The organism is Lentzea kentuckyensis, from assembly GCF_002150765.1.
In the GTDB taxonomy this organism is placed as follows: domain Bacteria; phylum Actinomycetota; class Actinomycetes; order Mycobacteriales; family Pseudonocardiaceae; genus Lentzea; species Lentzea kentuckyensis.
In genome coordinates this window covers 14,830-29,664 of record NZ_MUYM01000052.1, presented here as the reverse complement: position 1 = coordinate 29,664, position 14,835 = coordinate 14,830, and the positions used below count along the sequence as shown (strand labels likewise).

The 14,835-nt window shown below is 68.6% G+C and carries 13 protein-coding genes; 4 read left to right on the top strand and 9 right to left on the bottom strand.

The genetic code is table 11. The features are described from left to right. Positions 1 to 22: 22 nt before the first annotated feature. A complete protein-coding gene (locus tag B0F77_RS23905) occupies positions 23 to 856 on the top strand; it encodes an SMP-30/gluconolactonase/LRE family protein (protein WP_086665206.1) in 834 nt (277 codons plus the stop codon). A 49-nt stretch (positions 857 to 905) separates the two neighbouring features. On the opposite strand, the gene B0F77_RS23900 is transcribed toward B0F77_RS23905, so the two are convergent. Together B0F77_RS23900 and B0F77_RS23895 are read right to left on the bottom strand one after the other, a co-directional pair. Next, positions 906 to 1,496 carry a malonic semialdehyde reductase gene (locus B0F77_RS23900; protein ID WP_086665205.1) on the bottom strand — a complete coding sequence of 197 codons (591 nt, stop codon included), beginning with the start codon at positions 1,494 to 1,496 and terminating at the stop codon, positions 906 to 908. Then, a complete protein-coding gene (locus tag B0F77_RS23895) occupies positions 1,486 to 2,850 on the bottom strand; it encodes a GMC family oxidoreductase (protein ID WP_086665204.1) in 1,365 nt (454 codons plus the stop codon). Before B0F77_RS23895 ends, B0F77_RS23900 begins: the two co-directional genes overlap by 11 nt. Positions 2,851 to 2,978: 128 nt before the next feature. Between B0F77_RS23895 and B0F77_RS23890 the strand changes: the two genes are divergently transcribed. After that, positions 2,979 to 4,007: an MDR family NADP-dependent oxidoreductase gene (locus tag B0F77_RS23890; protein WP_086665203.1), complete on the top strand. Its 1,029-nt coding sequence runs from the start codon at positions 2,979 to 2,981 to the stop codon at positions 4,005 to 4,007. Positions 4,008 to 4,119: 112 nt separating this feature from the next. On the opposite strand, the gene B0F77_RS23885 is transcribed toward B0F77_RS23890, so the two are convergent. From B0F77_RS23885 to B0F77_RS23860, 6 genes are all read right to left on the bottom strand, one after another. After that, entirely contained in the window at positions 4,120 to 5,292 is a 1,173-nt protein-coding gene (locus B0F77_RS23885; protein WP_086665202.1) for a nucleotide disphospho-sugar-binding domain-containing protein, read from the bottom strand. Between the two features lie 13 nt (positions 5,293 to 5,305). Further along, the gene (locus B0F77_RS23880; RefSeq protein ID WP_245848586.1) at positions 5,306 to 6,049 is read right to left on the bottom strand and encodes an NAD-dependent epimerase/dehydratase family protein; all 744 of its coding nucleotides are present in this window, start codon (positions 6,047 to 6,049) and stop codon (positions 5,306 to 5,308) included. 39 nt (positions 6,050 to 6,088) lie between these two features. Then, positions 6,089 to 6,538, bottom strand: coding sequence for an ester cyclase (locus tag B0F77_RS23875; RefSeq protein WP_086665200.1), 450 nt, complete (start codon positions 6,536 to 6,538; stop codon positions 6,089 to 6,091). A gap of 104 nt (positions 6,539 to 6,642) precedes the next feature. Further along, positions 6,643 to 8,226 carry an MFS transporter gene (locus B0F77_RS23870; RefSeq protein WP_086665199.1) on the bottom strand — a complete coding sequence of 528 codons (1,584 nt, stop codon included), beginning with the start codon at positions 8,224 to 8,226 and terminating at the stop codon, positions 6,643 to 6,645. 6 nt (positions 8,227 to 8,232) lie between these two features. Next, positions 8,233 to 9,408 (bottom strand): nucleotide disphospho-sugar-binding domain-containing protein, encoded by a 1,176-nt coding sequence (locus B0F77_RS23865; protein ID WP_143466872.1) that lies wholly within the window; start codon positions 9,406 to 9,408, stop codon positions 8,233 to 8,235. A 110-nt stretch (positions 9,409 to 9,518) separates the two neighbouring features. Continuing rightward, positions 9,519 to 10,928: an NDP-hexose 2,3-dehydratase family protein gene (locus tag B0F77_RS23860; RefSeq protein ID WP_086665197.1), complete on the bottom strand. Its 1,410-nt coding sequence runs from the start codon at positions 10,926 to 10,928 to the stop codon at positions 9,519 to 9,521. A 170-nt stretch (positions 10,929 to 11,098) separates the two neighbouring features. On the opposite strand from B0F77_RS23860, the gene B0F77_RS23855 reads away from it, so the two are divergent. Then, on the top strand, positions 11,099 to 12,274 hold the full coding sequence (locus B0F77_RS23855; RefSeq protein WP_211293973.1) for an acyltransferase family protein: 1,176 nt from the start codon (positions 11,099 to 11,101) through the stop codon (positions 12,272 to 12,274). Between the two features lie 54 nt (positions 12,275 to 12,328). Here B0F77_RS23855 and B0F77_RS23850 read toward each other — a convergent pair whose 3' ends face one another. Next, positions 12,329 to 13,540: a cytochrome P450 gene (locus B0F77_RS23850; protein ID WP_086665195.1), complete on the bottom strand. Its 1,212-nt coding sequence runs from the start codon at positions 13,538 to 13,540 to the stop codon at positions 12,329 to 12,331. A 118-nt stretch (positions 13,541 to 13,658) separates the two neighbouring features. Here B0F77_RS23850 and B0F77_RS23845 point away from each other — a divergent pair, with 118 nt between their 5' ends. Then, complete coding sequence (locus B0F77_RS23845) at positions 13,659 to 14,774, top strand: epoxide hydrolase family protein (protein ID WP_086665194.1); 1,116 nt, start codon at positions 13,659 to 13,661, stop codon at positions 14,772 to 14,774. The last annotated feature ends 61 nt before the right edge of the window (positions 14,775 to 14,835 follow it).

Below are 14,835 nucleotides of genomic sequence, written 5' to 3'. Positions count from 1 at the left end.
ACGCTGCGGTTTTCTTGCCGGTATGACGACGATCGCGCTGCCGGACGGATTCCGGCCAGAGTCGATGACGATCGGGCCCGGTCCGTTCGCGTACTTCGGTTCGCTGGCCGACGGGTCCATCTACCGCGCGGACCTGATCACCGGCGAGGGCAGGACCATCCACCCCGGCCCCGGCACCGCCGCGGCCGGGGTGAAGATCGACCGCCGGGGCCGCCTGTTCATCGCGGGCGGTTTCGCCGGCGACGCGCACGTGATCCACGCGGCCTCCGGCGCCACGCTGGCGTCGTACCCGCTCGCGGGCCTGGTCAACGACTTCGCGCTGACCCCGACGGCCGCGTGGGCCACCGACTCGGTGCTGCCGGTGCTGTGGAAGCTGCCGCTGGGCGGCAACGGCGAGCTGCCGGAGCCGGAGCAGGTCGAGCGGCTGGAGCTCACCGGCGACATCCGGTATCTCGAGGAAGGCTTCAACGCCAACGGGATCTGCCGCACCCCGGACGGCACGGCGTTGCTCGTCAACCAGTCCAACACCGGCGGACTGTTCCACGTCGACACCGCCACCGGCCGTGCCACGAGCGTCGACCTCGGCGGCGAGGACCTGCTGGACTGCGACGGCATGGTGCTCGACGGCGACCTGCTGTACGTGGCGATGGGCGTGCGCAACGAGGTCGTGCTCGTGCGGCTCAACCACGAGGGCACGGTCGGCAAGATCCTGCGCCGGGTGAGCGACCCGCGGTTCGACATCCCGAGCTCGCTCGCCCTGCACGACGACCTGCTGTACGTGATCAACGGCAGGTTCACCACCGAGGCGACGCCGGAGACGACCTACACGTCGGTCGCGATTCCCCGGCCCAGATAAGCGAAAAGAAGCCCCCGCCAGTCCGGCGGGGGCTTCTTCTTGCGGCAGGTCAGGCGGCGGTGACGACCTCGTCGTACTCGAGCCGCGGCGACCGCGGCCACCAGGCGTTCTCGCCGGGCTTGCCGATGTTCATGACCAGCAGCACCTTCTGCTTGCCGTCCGGGAAGAACTCACGGTTCACCGCGTCGGCGTCGAACCCGATCATCGGCCCGGCGCACAGGCCGGCGGCGCGGATGCCGAGCAGGAAGTACGCGGCCTGCATCGTGCCGTTCTGCACGGCCGAGGCCTCGCGGATCGCCGGGTCCGCGAACATGTCCTTGGCCTCGGGGAAGTGCGGGAAGAGCTTCGGCATCAGCTCGTGGAACTCGAGGTCCGCCGCCAGGATCGCGACCAGCGGCGCCTGCGCGACCTTGGCGCCGTTGGGCCCGTACATCGTCTTCACCAGCCGCTCACGGGCGTCGTCGGAGCGGATCAGCACCACGCGCAACGGCTGCTGGTTCATCGACGTCGGGGCGTACTTGACCAGGTCGTAGACGGCCTGCATCGTCTCGTCGGAGACCGGTTCGGACGAGAACGTGTTGGCCGTGCGGGCTTCCCGGAACAGCAGGTCCTGGGCGGCGGCGTCCAGCTCAAGCGACATGGCGCGACTCCTCGATCAGTACCGCGGAGATGCGCTCCGCGAGCATCATGGTGGGCAGATTCGTGTTGGCGGCAGGAACTTCCGGAATGACCGAGGCGTCCGCGACCCACAGGCCGTCCACGCCGAACACCTGCCCGTCCGGCGACACCACGGAACCCATCGCGCACGTGCCGACCGCGTGGTGGTAGGTGCCGGCGTTCGCGAAGATCCACCGGTCCAGCGCCTGGTCGTCCGAGAGGTCGGCCGGCGGGCTGTTGAGCGGCGGGCCGTCGATCTCCCCGGCGAACGGCTTGGTGCCGACCAGGCGCAGCAGGTCGCGCACACCCGACCGCATCAACGCCCTGTCCTCATAGGACCGCAGCAGGCCGAGGTCGATGAGCGGCGCGTCGGTCGGGTCGGCCGAGCGCAGCCGCACCCTGCCCCGCGAAGAGGGCTTGAGCAGCGCCACCGAGATGATCAGGTTCGCGCCGGTAGTCTCGGCGGGTGACGGCGTGCCCGGCAGGAACTGCAGTCCGGACCGGGTCGTCGCGACCGCCTGGTACAGCGCCGGACCACGACCCATCAGCTTCACCGTGACCAGCGGGTGGTCCTGCAACCCCTGCCCCACCGGCAGGTCCGCGACGACCGCGATGCCGAGCGCCGACAACGCCGTGGCCGGCCCGATCCCGGACCGCATCAGCACGGCGGGCGAACCGTACGCGCCCGCGGCGACCACCATGGTGTGCGCGGACACCGTCTCACCGCCGAGCAGCACCACGCCGACGGCCCTGCCGTCCCGGACGAGCACCTTGCACACCAGGGAGTCCGGCCGGATCGTCAGGTTGCTCCTGGACCGCGCGGCCGCGAGATAGGTGACGGCGGTGCTCTGCCGCACACCGCCGATCTCGTTCAACGGCACCGGTCCCGCGCCGATCGCACCGGGCGCGTTGTGGTCCTCGACCCGTTCCATGCCGAGGGAGACCGCGGTCTCGATGAACGCCCGGTTGGTGGACGTCATGTCGTCGGCGGGCCGGCGGATCGGCACGACCGACTCCACGGCCTCGAAGTACCGTGACGCCAGGTCGAACGACCACGGGCCGGGCCACGCGTCGTAGTCGGAAGGCGCACCGCGCAGGGCGATGCACGCGTTGACCGCCGAGCACCCGCCGACGATCCTGCCGCGCGGCAGGTTCAGCGGCTCGCCACCGACCTGCGGTTCGGACCGGTACATCCAGTTGTGCGTGGGGCCCGCGACGGGGTCGTCCGGTCCCGCTTCCAGCAGCAGCACGCGCCGAGAAGGGTCCTCCGACAGCCGTGCCGCCAGAACGCCGCCCGCCGAGCCGCTGCCGACCACGATGACGTCGAAGTCAGCCATGACCCCTAGTCAGCCAGTGCGCCCTGCAACCCCGCTCGCACGTGCCTTGAGATGGCTCAGGTTCCTCTCAAGGCAGGCGAAGCCGTGCTCGGGGACGGTGAAAACCCCACTGTGAAAAGGAGACCCGTATGAGCGCCGAAGCGATTCCTGCGACGTCGCGGGAGCTGCGCCTGGTTTCGCGCCCGGCGGACCGGCTGACCCAGGAGAACTTCGAGCTCGTCGAGGTGCCGACGCCGACACCCGGCGACGGCGAGGTGTTGGTGCGCAACGAGTGGATGTTCCTCGGCTCGGTGTACCGCGACCTGATGAACGAGGAGACCGCGCTGCCGATCCCCAACTACGAGATCGGCAAGACCCCGTGGTGCACCACCGTCGGCACGGTCGTGGTGTCCAACAACGAGGACCTGCCCGTGGGGACGTTCATCCTGCACTACGAGGGCTGGCGCGAGTGGGCGGTCGTGAGCCCGGGGTTCGGCGTGAAGAAGCTCGACCGCTCGCTGTTGCCGGGGGCGGAGTACTACCTCGCCAACGGACCGACCGCGTGGCGCGGCATCGTCGAGATGGCCGACGCCGGCGAGGGCGACGTGGTGTTCGTGTCCGGCGCGACCGGCGCGGTCGGCACGCTGGCCGGTCAGATCGCGAAGGCCCGCGGCGCCAAGCTCGTCATCGGTTCCACCGGCAGCAAGGAGAAGGTCGACTTCCTGCTGAACGAGGCCGGCTTCGACGCGGCGTTCGACTACCACGACGGCCCGGTGCTGGACCGGCTGCGCGAGCTCGCCCCCGACGGCATCACGGTGTGCTTCGACAACGTCGGCGGCGACCAGTTCGAGGCCGCCGTCGAACACGCCCAGCCCGGTGCCCGGTTCGCCCTGTGCGGCGCGCTGAGCGGCCAGATCGGTGGCACGGACGGCGACCACCCGCGCCTCGCCCTGATGCGCGCCATCGCCAAGCAGCTGACGTTCCGCGGGTTCGCCACCTTCGACACCGAAGAGCAGCTGGCGGCGTGGAACCAGACGTTCTCGACCTGGCTGAACGAGGGGAAGATCTCCTTCGCCCACACCGTCGTCAAGGGCGGCGTGCCGGTCGCGGCGGAGGCGTTCATCGCGTTGCTGGACAAGAAGTACGCGGGCACGGTCGTGCTACAGCTCAACGACTGAACGCGCCCGCGAAGATGCCCCCGGCTCGCGAGCCGGGGGCATCTTCGCGCTGCGGAAATGGCGTCTGCAAGTACTACCAGCGGTGCTGTTGGTAGTACTTGCAGACGCACCATCAGACGGCCGCGAGGGCTTCCAGCTCCGGCACCAGCGCGGCCGGGGACGGCGCGTTGTGGATCTCGTGCTGCAGCGCCAGCGACGCCTCCTTGGCCTCGGGCTTGTGGATCAGCTCCTCCAGGCGGTCCTGGATGAACCCGACGTCCTGCTGCTTCTCCACGCCCTCGACGTACGCACCGGCACCGGTGGCCTCCAGCCGCTCCGCCCACGGGAAGTGGTCGGCGAACTGCGGCAGCACCAGCTGCGGCGTGGCGGCCTCCAGCGCGGTCAGGCCCGTGCCGGAACCGCCGTGGTGCACGATCACCGAGCACGTCCGCATGAACAGGTTCAGCGGCAGGTGCGACGACGAGATCACCTTGTCCGCGATCACCGAGTGGTCCTCGGCGTCGATCCCGTTCGGCACGGCGAGGACGACCTCGACGTCACCGAGGCGTGCGATGGCCTCGTAGACCCAGCCCAGCACCTTGCGCATGCCGAGCTCCTTGGGCATCGAGCCGAAGGAGACGCAGATCCGCGGCTTCGACGGCTGCTCCAGCGCCCAGTCCGGCACGGCGCCGAACCCGTTGGACGGCAGGTACCGCACGGGACGGCCCTTCTCCAGTCCGGGCAGCTGGAACGACGGCGGGCACGGGTCGATGGTCAGCTCCGGCTCCGGCAGCCCGGTCAGGCCCATCTGCTGCGCCACCGGGTCGAGGACCATGTGGGCGGTCTCCTCGAACGCCTCCGTCAGCGGGTCGACGCCCCAGCGGTGCCGCACGACGGGCACGCCGAGGATGCCGCCGAGCAGCCGCCCGGAGAGGTCCATCGGGTCGGTCAGGATCAGGTCGGGCGCGAACGCCTTCGCCTTCTCCAGCTGCAGCGGGAGGATCTCCGCGGTGCGGCCGGCGGGACCGTAGGCGATGTTGCCCCAGAACTGGCGGTCCGGCCGCGGCAGCGCCTCGGCCGGGGAGGCGTTCTCGCCGGCCTGCTGGATGATGCCCTGCAGCATCATCTTCTGGTCCTGCTCCTCGCCGAGCGCGATCGCGTCGAGGCCGGTGGACTTCACGAAGGGCACCAGGTGCCGGGGTGTGGTGACGATGACCTCGTGACCGGCACCGCGCAGTGCCCAGCTCAGTGGGACGATCGGCTGCAGGTGCCCGCTCGCCGGCCACGTGCTGATCAGTACTCGCATTGCCGTTGCTCCTTCATCCGGCTGACGGTAGGTCTTCGAGCGGCACGCCGGTCGTGGCGCTGAGATAGCGGTCGACGACGCGCCGGTAGTAGTCGGGGCCGAAACCCAGTTCGCGCACGACGGGCGCGAGGCGGGTGAGCTTGGCCAGGGAGATGTCGTGCCGCGCGTACGCCTCGCGGTAGGTCTTCCGCAACGGCACGCGCAGCCGGTTTTCCAGGTGTGCCACCACGTCCTCGACCGGGACGGGCACGCCGCTGGCGACGTTGACGACCTCGTCGAACACCCGGATGGTCAGCAACGCGTCGAGCAGCCGCACCACGTCGAGCACGTCGATGAGGTCACGATGTGCTCCGCGCCAGACCTCGATCTCGCCGGAACGCACCTGTGCCACCAAAGTCGGCATCATCTGATGTGGACGCTGGTCCGGTCCGACGAGATGACCCAGGCGCACCACCAGATACGCCACCCCGGAGGCGCGGATCAACGCCTCCATCGCGAGCTTGTGGCGCCCGTAGGCGTTGCCGGGGTACACCGGCCCGTCCTCGGTGCCCGGCGAGTCCGGTGAGCCGTACATGGCGGCGGACGCGGTGGAGAAGTACACGAACAGCTTGCCTTCGGCCCGGCACCTGCGGATCTGGTCGTGCAGGATGCCGGTTTCGCGACCGAACTCGTCCGCCGACGTGGCGACGGTCGAGGAAGATCCGGCCGCGAACGCGACGACGTCATGATGCTTGCCCGCGATGCGTGCGAGGTTCATGGCCAGAAAGCCACGCCCGATGACGTCCATGGAAGTCCCTTACTGGGAGATGTCCTGCTCGCTGCGGACACCGATGTGCTGCACCAGAAGGCCGTCGCGGCCCTCGAAGAAGTGCGCCTGCGCGTAGGTGAAACGCGTGCCGACGGGTGCCGGCTGACCCTCTTCGGTCTCGGTTCCGGTGAAGCGGACGCGCAGCACGACCGTGGTGCCCTCGGCGACGGCCTGCTGCACCTCCCACTTCGCGTCCTTGAAGCGGCGGTTGAGCCACAGGATGTGCTGCCGCACGCCTTCCGGGCCGTCGGGGAACATTCCGGGCGGGCCGGTGACGTCGAAGAAGTCGTCGTGGATGAGCCCGTCGACCAGGCTGAGGTCCTGGGTGTTCAACGCGACCTGGAGCTTGAGCGCGAGGTCCTTGTAGTGCTCGCTGATCGACTTCTTGTACGTCGCGGCGAGCGCGACGTACAAGGAAGGTTCGGTGACGGCCGTCATTTGAGTCTCCCTCGAAGATTCCTGGAAAAGAGCCCATCACGGGCGGAAGGCCCGCCGATCGCAGTGATCGGCGAGCCTTCCGGAGAGAAAATCCGGTGTAGCGCTTACTTCTTGGCGTCCGCGTTCCAGTCGGCCGCAGCAGCGTTGTCGCCACCGCCCCATTGCGCCGCGGCTTCGGCACTCCACTCGCCGCCGCCGTCGCCGCCTTCCCACTGGGACGGGTCCCAGGCGGGCTTCGGCATCTTCGGCAGGAAGAAGATCAGCGCGGCCGCCACGGCCTCGAGGGCCACGACCACCCAGATGCTGGTCTCGATCGCCGACAGGTAGCCGGAACCGCCGACCACCGCGAAGAACACGGTGCCGAGGACCGCGACGCCCAGCGCGCCACCGAACTGCTGCACCGAGGTCAGCGTGCCGGACGCCGAGCCCGTCTCCTGCGGGTCGACACCCGCGAGGATCAGCTCGAAGAACGGCGCCATCGCGAGACCCATGCCGATGCCCGCGAAGAACAGCGACGGGGACATCGCCCAGCCACCGACGTCGGGACCGCCCAGCTTGATCGTGAGGAAGAACGCGACCAGGCCGAGGATCATGCCGGCGAGTCCGATGTGGATCAGGCGGCGGCCGAGCTTCGCGGCCAGACCGGCACCGGACGCGGCGAAGCCGAACGTGGAGCCGATCGCCTGCGGCAGCACCGCGAGCGACGCACCCAGGGCGCTGAACCCGAGCCCCAGCTGCAGGTAGACGCTCAGCACCAGCGAGAAGCCGGTGAGCGCGGAGAACAGCGCGAGGCCGGCGCCCAGACCACCGTTGAACGCCTTCTTCTTGAACAGCGACGGCACGACGAGCGGCTCGCCGCCCTTCTTGTCGCGGCGTCCCTCGTACCAGCCGAACACGAAGAACGTGAGCACACCGGCCACGATGGACACGAAGGTCCACGCCGGCCAGCCCTCCTCACGTCCCTGCACGACCGGGACGACCAGCAGCGCGGCACCACCGGAGGCGAGCAGCGCGCCGACCAGGTCCAGCTTCTTCGCCGTCTTGTTGGCCTTCGGGAAGCACTTGATGGCACCGAAGACCGCCAGCAGGCCGAGCGGCAGGTTGATCAGGAAGATCATCCGCCAGCCGGTGCCGAACAGGTCGAGGTTGATCAGCCAGCCGCCGAGGATCGGGCCGCCGATGGTCGCGAGACCGAGGATCGGGCCGTAGGCGCCGAACGCCTTGGCCATCTCCTTGGGCGGGAACACCTCGGTGATGACGCCGAGCCCCTGCGGCAGCATCATCGCGCCGAACAGGCCCTGGAACACGCGGGCGGTCACCAGGACGCCCGGTGTCGTCGCGACGCTGCACAGCGCCGAGGCGATCGTGAAGCCGGTGGCGCCGACGACGAACATCTGCTTCTTGCCGAAGATGTCGCCCAGCCGGCCGCCGATGATCAGACCGCACGCCATGGCGAGCGTGTACCCGGCACCCAGCCACTGGATGAAGGTCGCGCCGCCACCGATGTCCGCCACGATGGACGGCGCGGCGATGACCGTGATCAGCGAGTCGAGAATGTCCATCGCGGTGGCCAGCAGGATGACGCCGAGTGCCAGCCAGCGCCATTTGAACGGCTCACCCTGGCTCGCGTTGGCTCCCGGCCAACTCTGCGCACCCGAATCCGGCGCCGCGTCGATGTTCTGGGTCATAGCTCCTCACTCAGTTTCTTCCGCTGCGCCAACGGCGCGGTGACGGACGAAGTCCTCGATCACCGGCACTACCGCGCCGGGCGAGGGCATTTCCTCTATCGCGTGCTTCAACTGACTCGCCCGATCCCGGTAGGACGCGTCCTCCAGCAACGCCCGGCAGGCCTCGAGCACCTCGACCGGCTCCACCTCCTGCGACTGGAGCTGCCGGGCAGCACCGAACTCGCAGAGACGCTGTGCGGAATCCCGTTGCTCCGCCATGACTCCCGGAGCGAGCAGCTGCGGAAGTCCGGCGATCAGGGAGGACATGGTCGATCCCCCACCCGCGTGGTGCACCGTGAGATCACAGGCGGGCAGCACGGAGGTGAGCGGCATCCACCCGGCGGCGACGACGGCGTCGGGCAGCGGAGCGAGTTTGGCGACCGCCTCGTCCGGCATCGCGAGCACGAGCTCCACACCCAGCGAGGGCAGGGTGCGGACCAGCTCGTCGAAGATGGCCGGGCCCGCGGGGGAGTTCGGCAGGATGGTGCCGAGTGTGATCATGATGCGCGGGCGGTCGCGTTTTTCGAAGACCCACGAGGGAACCGGGGCCGGTGTGTCGTACTGGACGCAGCGCATCGGTCGTCCCGCAACGACATCAGCGGGCCGGATGAGCGCCGGGCAGGTGTCGAGCACCATGTCCGGTTCCGGCAGGGAGTCGAACCCGAGCCTCTCCAGCTCGGGGGCGAACTCCACGGCCGTCCAGCCGTCGATGTCGGAGCGGTAACCGATGCCGATGCCGTTCTCGAACCACGGGATCCCGTGGATCTTCGCGGCCACCCCGGCCGAGAACGCGTGGGCCTCGCCGATGATCGCGTCCGGTTGCCAGGCCTCGGTGATGGCGAGCATGCCGTCGATCGTGCGGGCGGCGAGCCGGCCGAACCCGCGGCCGACCTGCTCCAGCAGGCCTTCCTCGGTACCGGCCTGCGCGAGCTGGTTGCCCGCTCGGTCGTGCAGCATGACCTCGCGCATGTGCATGGGCCCGTAGGTGGCCACGTGCGGGAGCCCGGAGCCGTTGACCGTGGCGGCCATGCTCTCCGGGCTCGCGACGAGCACCTCGTGACCCGCCGCCCGCAAGGCCCACGCCAGCGGGACGACCGGGAAGTAGAGGCCGAACGACGGACCGCTACTCACTAGGATCTTCATGTCGTCCACGCTATTCAAGCCGGATCGGGTGGCACTCGAATCGCGCTGGAGCCGCGTAACCCGATCGTGTTTTTCCCAGGTGGCACAGGTAGTATTTCCGGTCCGCTCGACTAGCCCAGCGCGTTGAGCGCCGCGACCAGGGTCCTGGCCTGCACGTTCACGTAACGCCCGTGCCGCAACAGGTCCGTCAGCTGCCCGACGGTGACCCACGTGTACTGCGGCGGGACCTCGGCGGGGAACGATTCGTCCGCTTCGACGACGAGATAGTCGCTCTCGGTGTCGAGGAATCGCCCACCCTCCTCGGAATGCACCGTCGAGTAATGGATTCTCGACTTCTCCGCGGCCAGCACGTGGTCGAGGAACGGCGGCCGTTCGGCGTCGTGGTAGTTGCCGGGCACGCACTGCACGGTCGGCCCCAGCTCCACCGTGTCGAGGAACCCGCCCTCCAGCCGCGCGTGCACCAGCACGTGCAGCACACCGGCGAACTGCTTCACGATGAACGCCGCGACGCCTCTGCCGTGCTGTTCGAACAACGGCTGCGTCCAGCTGGTCACCTCGCGGTTGCCCGCGATCGCCCGCACCGCCACGCACCGGAAGAACTTCCCGTCCTCCCGGCTGATCTCGTCCTCGGTGCGGATCCAGCCGGGCACCTCGCCCAGCGGCACGCGGGAAACCTCGATGTCGTGGTCGGCGCGCTGCCCGGTGAACCAGCTCAGCACGTCCGGCGTCGCCGACAGCGCGCCGGCGTGCGGGTCGCGCGACGCCAGCAGCGCGGCCTGGAAGTCGTTGGCGGGCTCCGCGTAACCCGGGGCGGGCAGGCAGGACAGCACCGTGCGCGAGTCCATGTTGACGAGGTTGTCCCGGTGCAGCAACGCGTTCACCTGGCCGAGCGTGAGCCAGCAGAAGTCGTCGTCCAGCGGGACGTCCTCGGTCACCTCGACGACGATGTTGCGGTTGCTCTTGCGGTAGAACCAGGACCCGTGCTCGGACTGCAGCACGTCGACGATCACCTTGCCGCGCTGGGCACCCTCGGCGAAGTACTCCAGGTACTTCACCTTGGCGCCCTTGTGCACGCGGGTGTAGTTCGACTTCGTGGCCTGCACGGTCGGCGAGAGCTGCAGCAGGTTCGGGTTCCCCGGCTCCATCTTCGCCTGCATCAGGCAGTGCAGGACGCCGCCGAACTCCTTCACGAGGATGCCGAGCATCCCCACCTCTGGCTGGCGGATGATCGGCTGGCTCCACGACCGCGTCGGCGTGTCGACCTTCAGGCCCTCTACCGTGAAGAACTTGCCGCTCTGGTGCCGGATGTTGCCGGTCTCCGCCTCCGTGTACCAGAGGTCCAGGTCGGCGAACGGAATGCGCTCGACGCGGAACGCGTTGGCGAGCCAGCGTTCGGTGAGCCACAGGTCGAAGTGCTCGGTCTGCAGGAACGCGCCCTGCTCGGTGGCGGCGGACTTCGCGAGCCTCGTCGGGAGGTCGGTGTCCTCCCGCCTGCGCAGCTCCGTGGTGGACGGTGGCACGGCAACCTCCCTGGGAAACTCCCTCGACTCCGAAACCGTGTCCGCGCACGCTCAAGCGCGAATCGGGAAGTGGCTGAGGAAAAGGCTTTCGAGCAGGTCGCGAGCCATTCGCGTTGGCGAGTTCTCACCATCGGGCGACCCAACATCGTCGTTTCCGAAAGGTCCCCACCGTGTCGAGCCAAGTAGCGAGTTCGTCGAGACTCCCGTCGCTGACGGGCATGCGGTTCGTCGCCGCGGCAATGGTCTTCGTCTTCCACGGCAGCCTGGAGTTCCTCTTCCGGACTCCCGAGGTCGGTTTCCTGTACATGATCGCGACGAGCACCGCCGGGTTCGTCGGTGTGTCGTTCTTCTTCATCCTCAGCGGATTCGTGCTGACCTACTCGGCGCGGCCCGGTGACACGAAGGGGAACTTCTTCCGGCGGCGGTTCGCGAAGATCCTGCCCAACCACGTCGTCACGTTCGTCGCGGCGATCATCCTGCTGCTCGTGTTCCGCCAGGCGGTCGACCCGGCCGCCGCGGTCGCGAACCTGTTCCTGGTGCAGTCGTGGATCCCGAACTACGACGTGCTGCTGTCCGGCAACGGTGTCGCGTGGTCGCTGTCCGTCGAGGCGATCTTCTACCTGTCGTTCCCGTTCCTGCTGGTGCTGATCAACAAGATCCGGCCGTCGCGGCTGTGGTTCTACGCCGGCCTCACGGTCCTCGCGGTACTCGCGGTGCCGTTGCTGGCCAAGGCTCTGCTGCCGTCCACGCCGGTGTGGCCGTGGGGTCCCGCTTCCTACGCCCAGATCTGGTTCGTCTACAACTTCCCGGTCACGCGTCTGTTCGAGTTCACGCTCGGCATCATCCTGGCGCGGATCGTCATGACCGGGCGGTGGATCGGCCTGGGCGTCAAGTGGGGTATCGCGCTCGCGTTCGCCGGCTACGTCGCCTCGCTGTTCGTGCCGTTCCTGTACGCGTTCGTCGGCGCGACGATCATCCCGCTGGCGCTGCTGATCCCGGCCGCGGCCGTCGCGGACGTCAAGGGGCGCAGGACGTTCTTCGCGCGGCCGAGCATGGTGTGGCTGGGTGAGGTGTCGTTCGCGTTCTACCTGGTGCACCGGCTCGTGCTGACGTACGGGCACTGGGCGTTCGGCACGGAGATCAACGCGTTCGGCGCGCTGGGCGGTAAAGCGTGGTCAGCTCCGGTCGCGCTGGCGTTCCTGGTGGCGGCCTTCGCGGTGTCCCTGCTGGTCTCCTGGGCGCTGTTCGCCTGGGTCGAGGCGCCGTTCATGCGACGCTTCGGCCGCACGCAGGTCTTGCCCCTGCAGACCTCGCCGCAGGAGGATGTCGTTGGCGCGGTTCGATAAGGACACAACGAGAAGGGCCCGCCGGTCGCGACCGGCGGGCCCTTCTCGTTGTCGTCACCAGGTGACGGGCATCTCGTAGACGCCGTACATGACCGCGCCGTCCTTGTACTGCAGCTCGTTCCACGGCTTGGCGAGCTTCAGGTTCGGGATGCGCTGGAACAGCTTGGTGAGCACCACGGTGAGCTCGACGCGGGCGATCTCGGCGCCGATGCAGTGGTGCACGCCGTAGCCGAACGCGACGTGGTTGCGCGCGTTCGGGCGGGTGATGTCGAACTTGTCGGGCTCGGGGAAGGCCTCGGGGTCGCGGTTGGCCGCGCCACCGCAGATGATCATGCCCTCCCCCTCCTTGATGGTGACCGGGCCGGCGTCGATGTCGGCCAGGGCGACGCGGGAGGACGCGAGGTCGCCCGGCGTGAGGTAGCGCAGCAGTTCCTCGACTGCGTTGGGCGCGAGGCTCCAGTCGTTCTTCAGCTTCTCCAACTGGTCGGGGTGCTCCAGCAGGGTCATGGCGCCGATCGCGATCATCGCGGCGCTGGTCTCGTGACCGCCGTTCAGCAGCAGGCGGACCAGGTTGACGAGCTCGCGGCTGTCGTAGAGACCGGCCTCGTGGAAGCGGACGACGATGCGGCTGATCAGGTCCTCGCCCGGCTCCTTGAGCTTCTTCTCCAGCAGGTCCGCGAGGTAACCGTTGAGCTCGGTGATCGCGGCCATCCGCACCTCGGCGGAGGACCTGCCGCCGAACAGCTTGTCGGTGCGGTCGTGCAGGTAGTCGTGGTCCTGGTGCGGGATGCCGAGGATCTCGCAGACGATCGTCAGCGGCACCGGCAGCGCCAGCGCGGTGACGAGGTCGACCACCGGGCCCTGCTCCAGCATCGCGTCGATCCGCTCGTCGACGATCTGCTCGATGCGGGGCAGCATCGCGCGGACGCGCTGCTTGGTGAACTCACCCGAGACGGCGGCCATCCGGCGGTAGGCCGTGTGCTTGGGCGGGTCCCAGCCGATGAACGAACCCTCGGTGCGGAACTGCGGCGGGATGTCGATGTAGTACGGGAAACCCTCGTGGCCGCGGTCGGAGCTCGCGTTCGGCTCGGTGAGGAGCTTGCGCACGTGCTCGTAGCTCGTGACCACGTACGCCTCGCGACCGGTGCGGAGCCCGACCTTCGCGATAGGGGTTTCCGGCCGAAGCTGCGCATATTCCTCCGGAGGCTGGTACGGGCACTTGCGGTGCCAGGGGAAAGGCGTCAGCTCTGTCTCGGCGTTGGTCATGGCGGTTCCCTTCTCGTCAGCCGCGCTTGACCGTGCCAGCCCCGCGTGGAGATGCCCTGGATGTCCGCTCAACCGCTTTCGAGGTCGCTTCGAGGCCCGATCCGTAACGTGCCCACGCATGAACGTCACCGAGTTCGAGGTCACCGTCCCTGAGTCCTCTGTGGACGATCTGCGCACCCGTCTGTCGCTGACCCGCTGGCCCGACGCGGAGACGGTGTCCGACTGGTCGCAGGGCGCGCCGCTGTCCTTCGTCCGGTCACTCGCGGAGCACTGGGAGCACAAGTACGACTGGCGTTCGGTCGAGTCCCGGCTCAACGCGCTGCCCCAGTTCCGCGCCGAGATCGACGGGCTGGGCATCCACTTCCTGCACGTCCGCTCCCCGCACGCCGGCGCCACGCCGTTGCTGCTCACGCACGGCTGGCCGGGTTCGGTGCTGGAGTTCCTGGAGGTGATCGAGCCGCTGACGAACCCCGCCGACCCCGCCGACGCGTTCCACGTCGTCGTGCCTTCCCTGCCGGGCTACGGGTTCTCCGACAAGCCGGCCGAAACCGGTTGGGGCGTCGAGAGGATCGCTCGCGCCTGGTCGTCGTTGATGACCGGACTGGGCTACGAGCGCTACGCGGCGCACGGCGGCGACTGGGGTTCGTTCGTCACCGCGGAACTGGGCCACATCGACGCTTCCCGGTTGATCGGCATCCACCTCACGATGGTGTTCGCCGGCCCGCCCGTGGCACAGGTCGAGCTGACCCAGCGCGACTACGCCGGACTCTCGGCGCTCAAGGAGTTCCAGGCTCGCGAGGCCGGCTACTCCGCCATCCAGATGACCAAACCGCAGACGATCGGTTACGGCCTGCACGACTCCCCCGTCGCACTGCTGGCGTGGATCGCGGAGAAGTACTACTCGTGGACCGACCACGACCGGCCCTTCGAGGAGTTGGTGCCGGTCGACAAGCTGCTGGACGCCGTGTCGATCTACTGGTTCACCGGGACCGCGACGTCGGCCGCGCGGCTGTACTGGGAGTCGCACAACCGCGTGCCGATGCACCAGGTCTCCGTGCCGACCGGCGTGACGATCTTCCCGAAGGACGCCCGCATGCCCCAGGCGTGGATCGAGGCCAGGTTCACCGATCTGCGCTACTGGAAAGACGCCGAGGCCGGCGGCCACTTCCCCGGCATCGAACGCCCGGATGTGCTCGTGTCCGAGCTCCGCACCTTCTTCCGGCACGTCCGCTGATCACCATGCTGTGACGCACGCCACAGCGATCTGAGAACCCGGCAGCGGATCTCCGCGTCTT

Coding starts and splice junctions, on each gene's coding strand:
- B0F77_RS23905 (WP_086665206.1), top strand. CDS start 23: ATGACGACGATCGCGCTGCCGGACGGATTCCGGCCAGAGTCGATGACG.
- B0F77_RS23900 (WP_086665205.1), bottom strand. CDS start 1,496: ATGTCGCTTGAGCTGGACGCCGCCGCCCAGGACCTGCTGTTCCGGGAA.
- B0F77_RS23895 (WP_086665204.1), bottom strand. CDS start 2,850: ATGGCTGACTTCGACGTCATCGTGGTCGGCAGCGGCTCGGCGGGCGGC.
- B0F77_RS23890 (WP_086665203.1), top strand. CDS start 2,979: ATGAGCGCCGAAGCGATTCCTGCGACGTCGCGGGAGCTGCGCCTGGTT.
- B0F77_RS23885 (WP_086665202.1), bottom strand. CDS start 5,292: ATGCGAGTACTGATCAGCACGTGGCCGGCGAGCGGGCACCTGCAGCCG.
- B0F77_RS23880 (WP_245848586.1), bottom strand. CDS start 6,049: ATGAACCTCGCACGCATCGCGGGCAAGCATCATGACGTCGTCGCGTTC.
- B0F77_RS23875 (WP_086665200.1), bottom strand. CDS start 6,538: ATGACGGCCGTCACCGAACCTTCCTTGTACGTCGCGCTCGCCGCGACG.
- B0F77_RS23870 (WP_086665199.1), bottom strand. CDS start 8,226: ATGACCCAGAACATCGACGCGGCGCCGGATTCGGGTGCGCAGAGTTGG.
- B0F77_RS23865 (WP_143466872.1), bottom strand. CDS start 9,408: ATGAAGATCCTAGTGAGTAGCGGTCCGTCGTTCGGCCTCTACTTCCCG.
- B0F77_RS23850 (WP_086665195.1), bottom strand. CDS start 13,540: ATGACCAACGCCGAGACAGAGCTGACGCCTTTCCCCTGGCACCGCAAG.
- B0F77_RS23845 (WP_086665194.1), top strand. CDS start 13,659: ATGAACGTCACCGAGTTCGAGGTCACCGTCCCTGAGTCCTCTGTGGAC.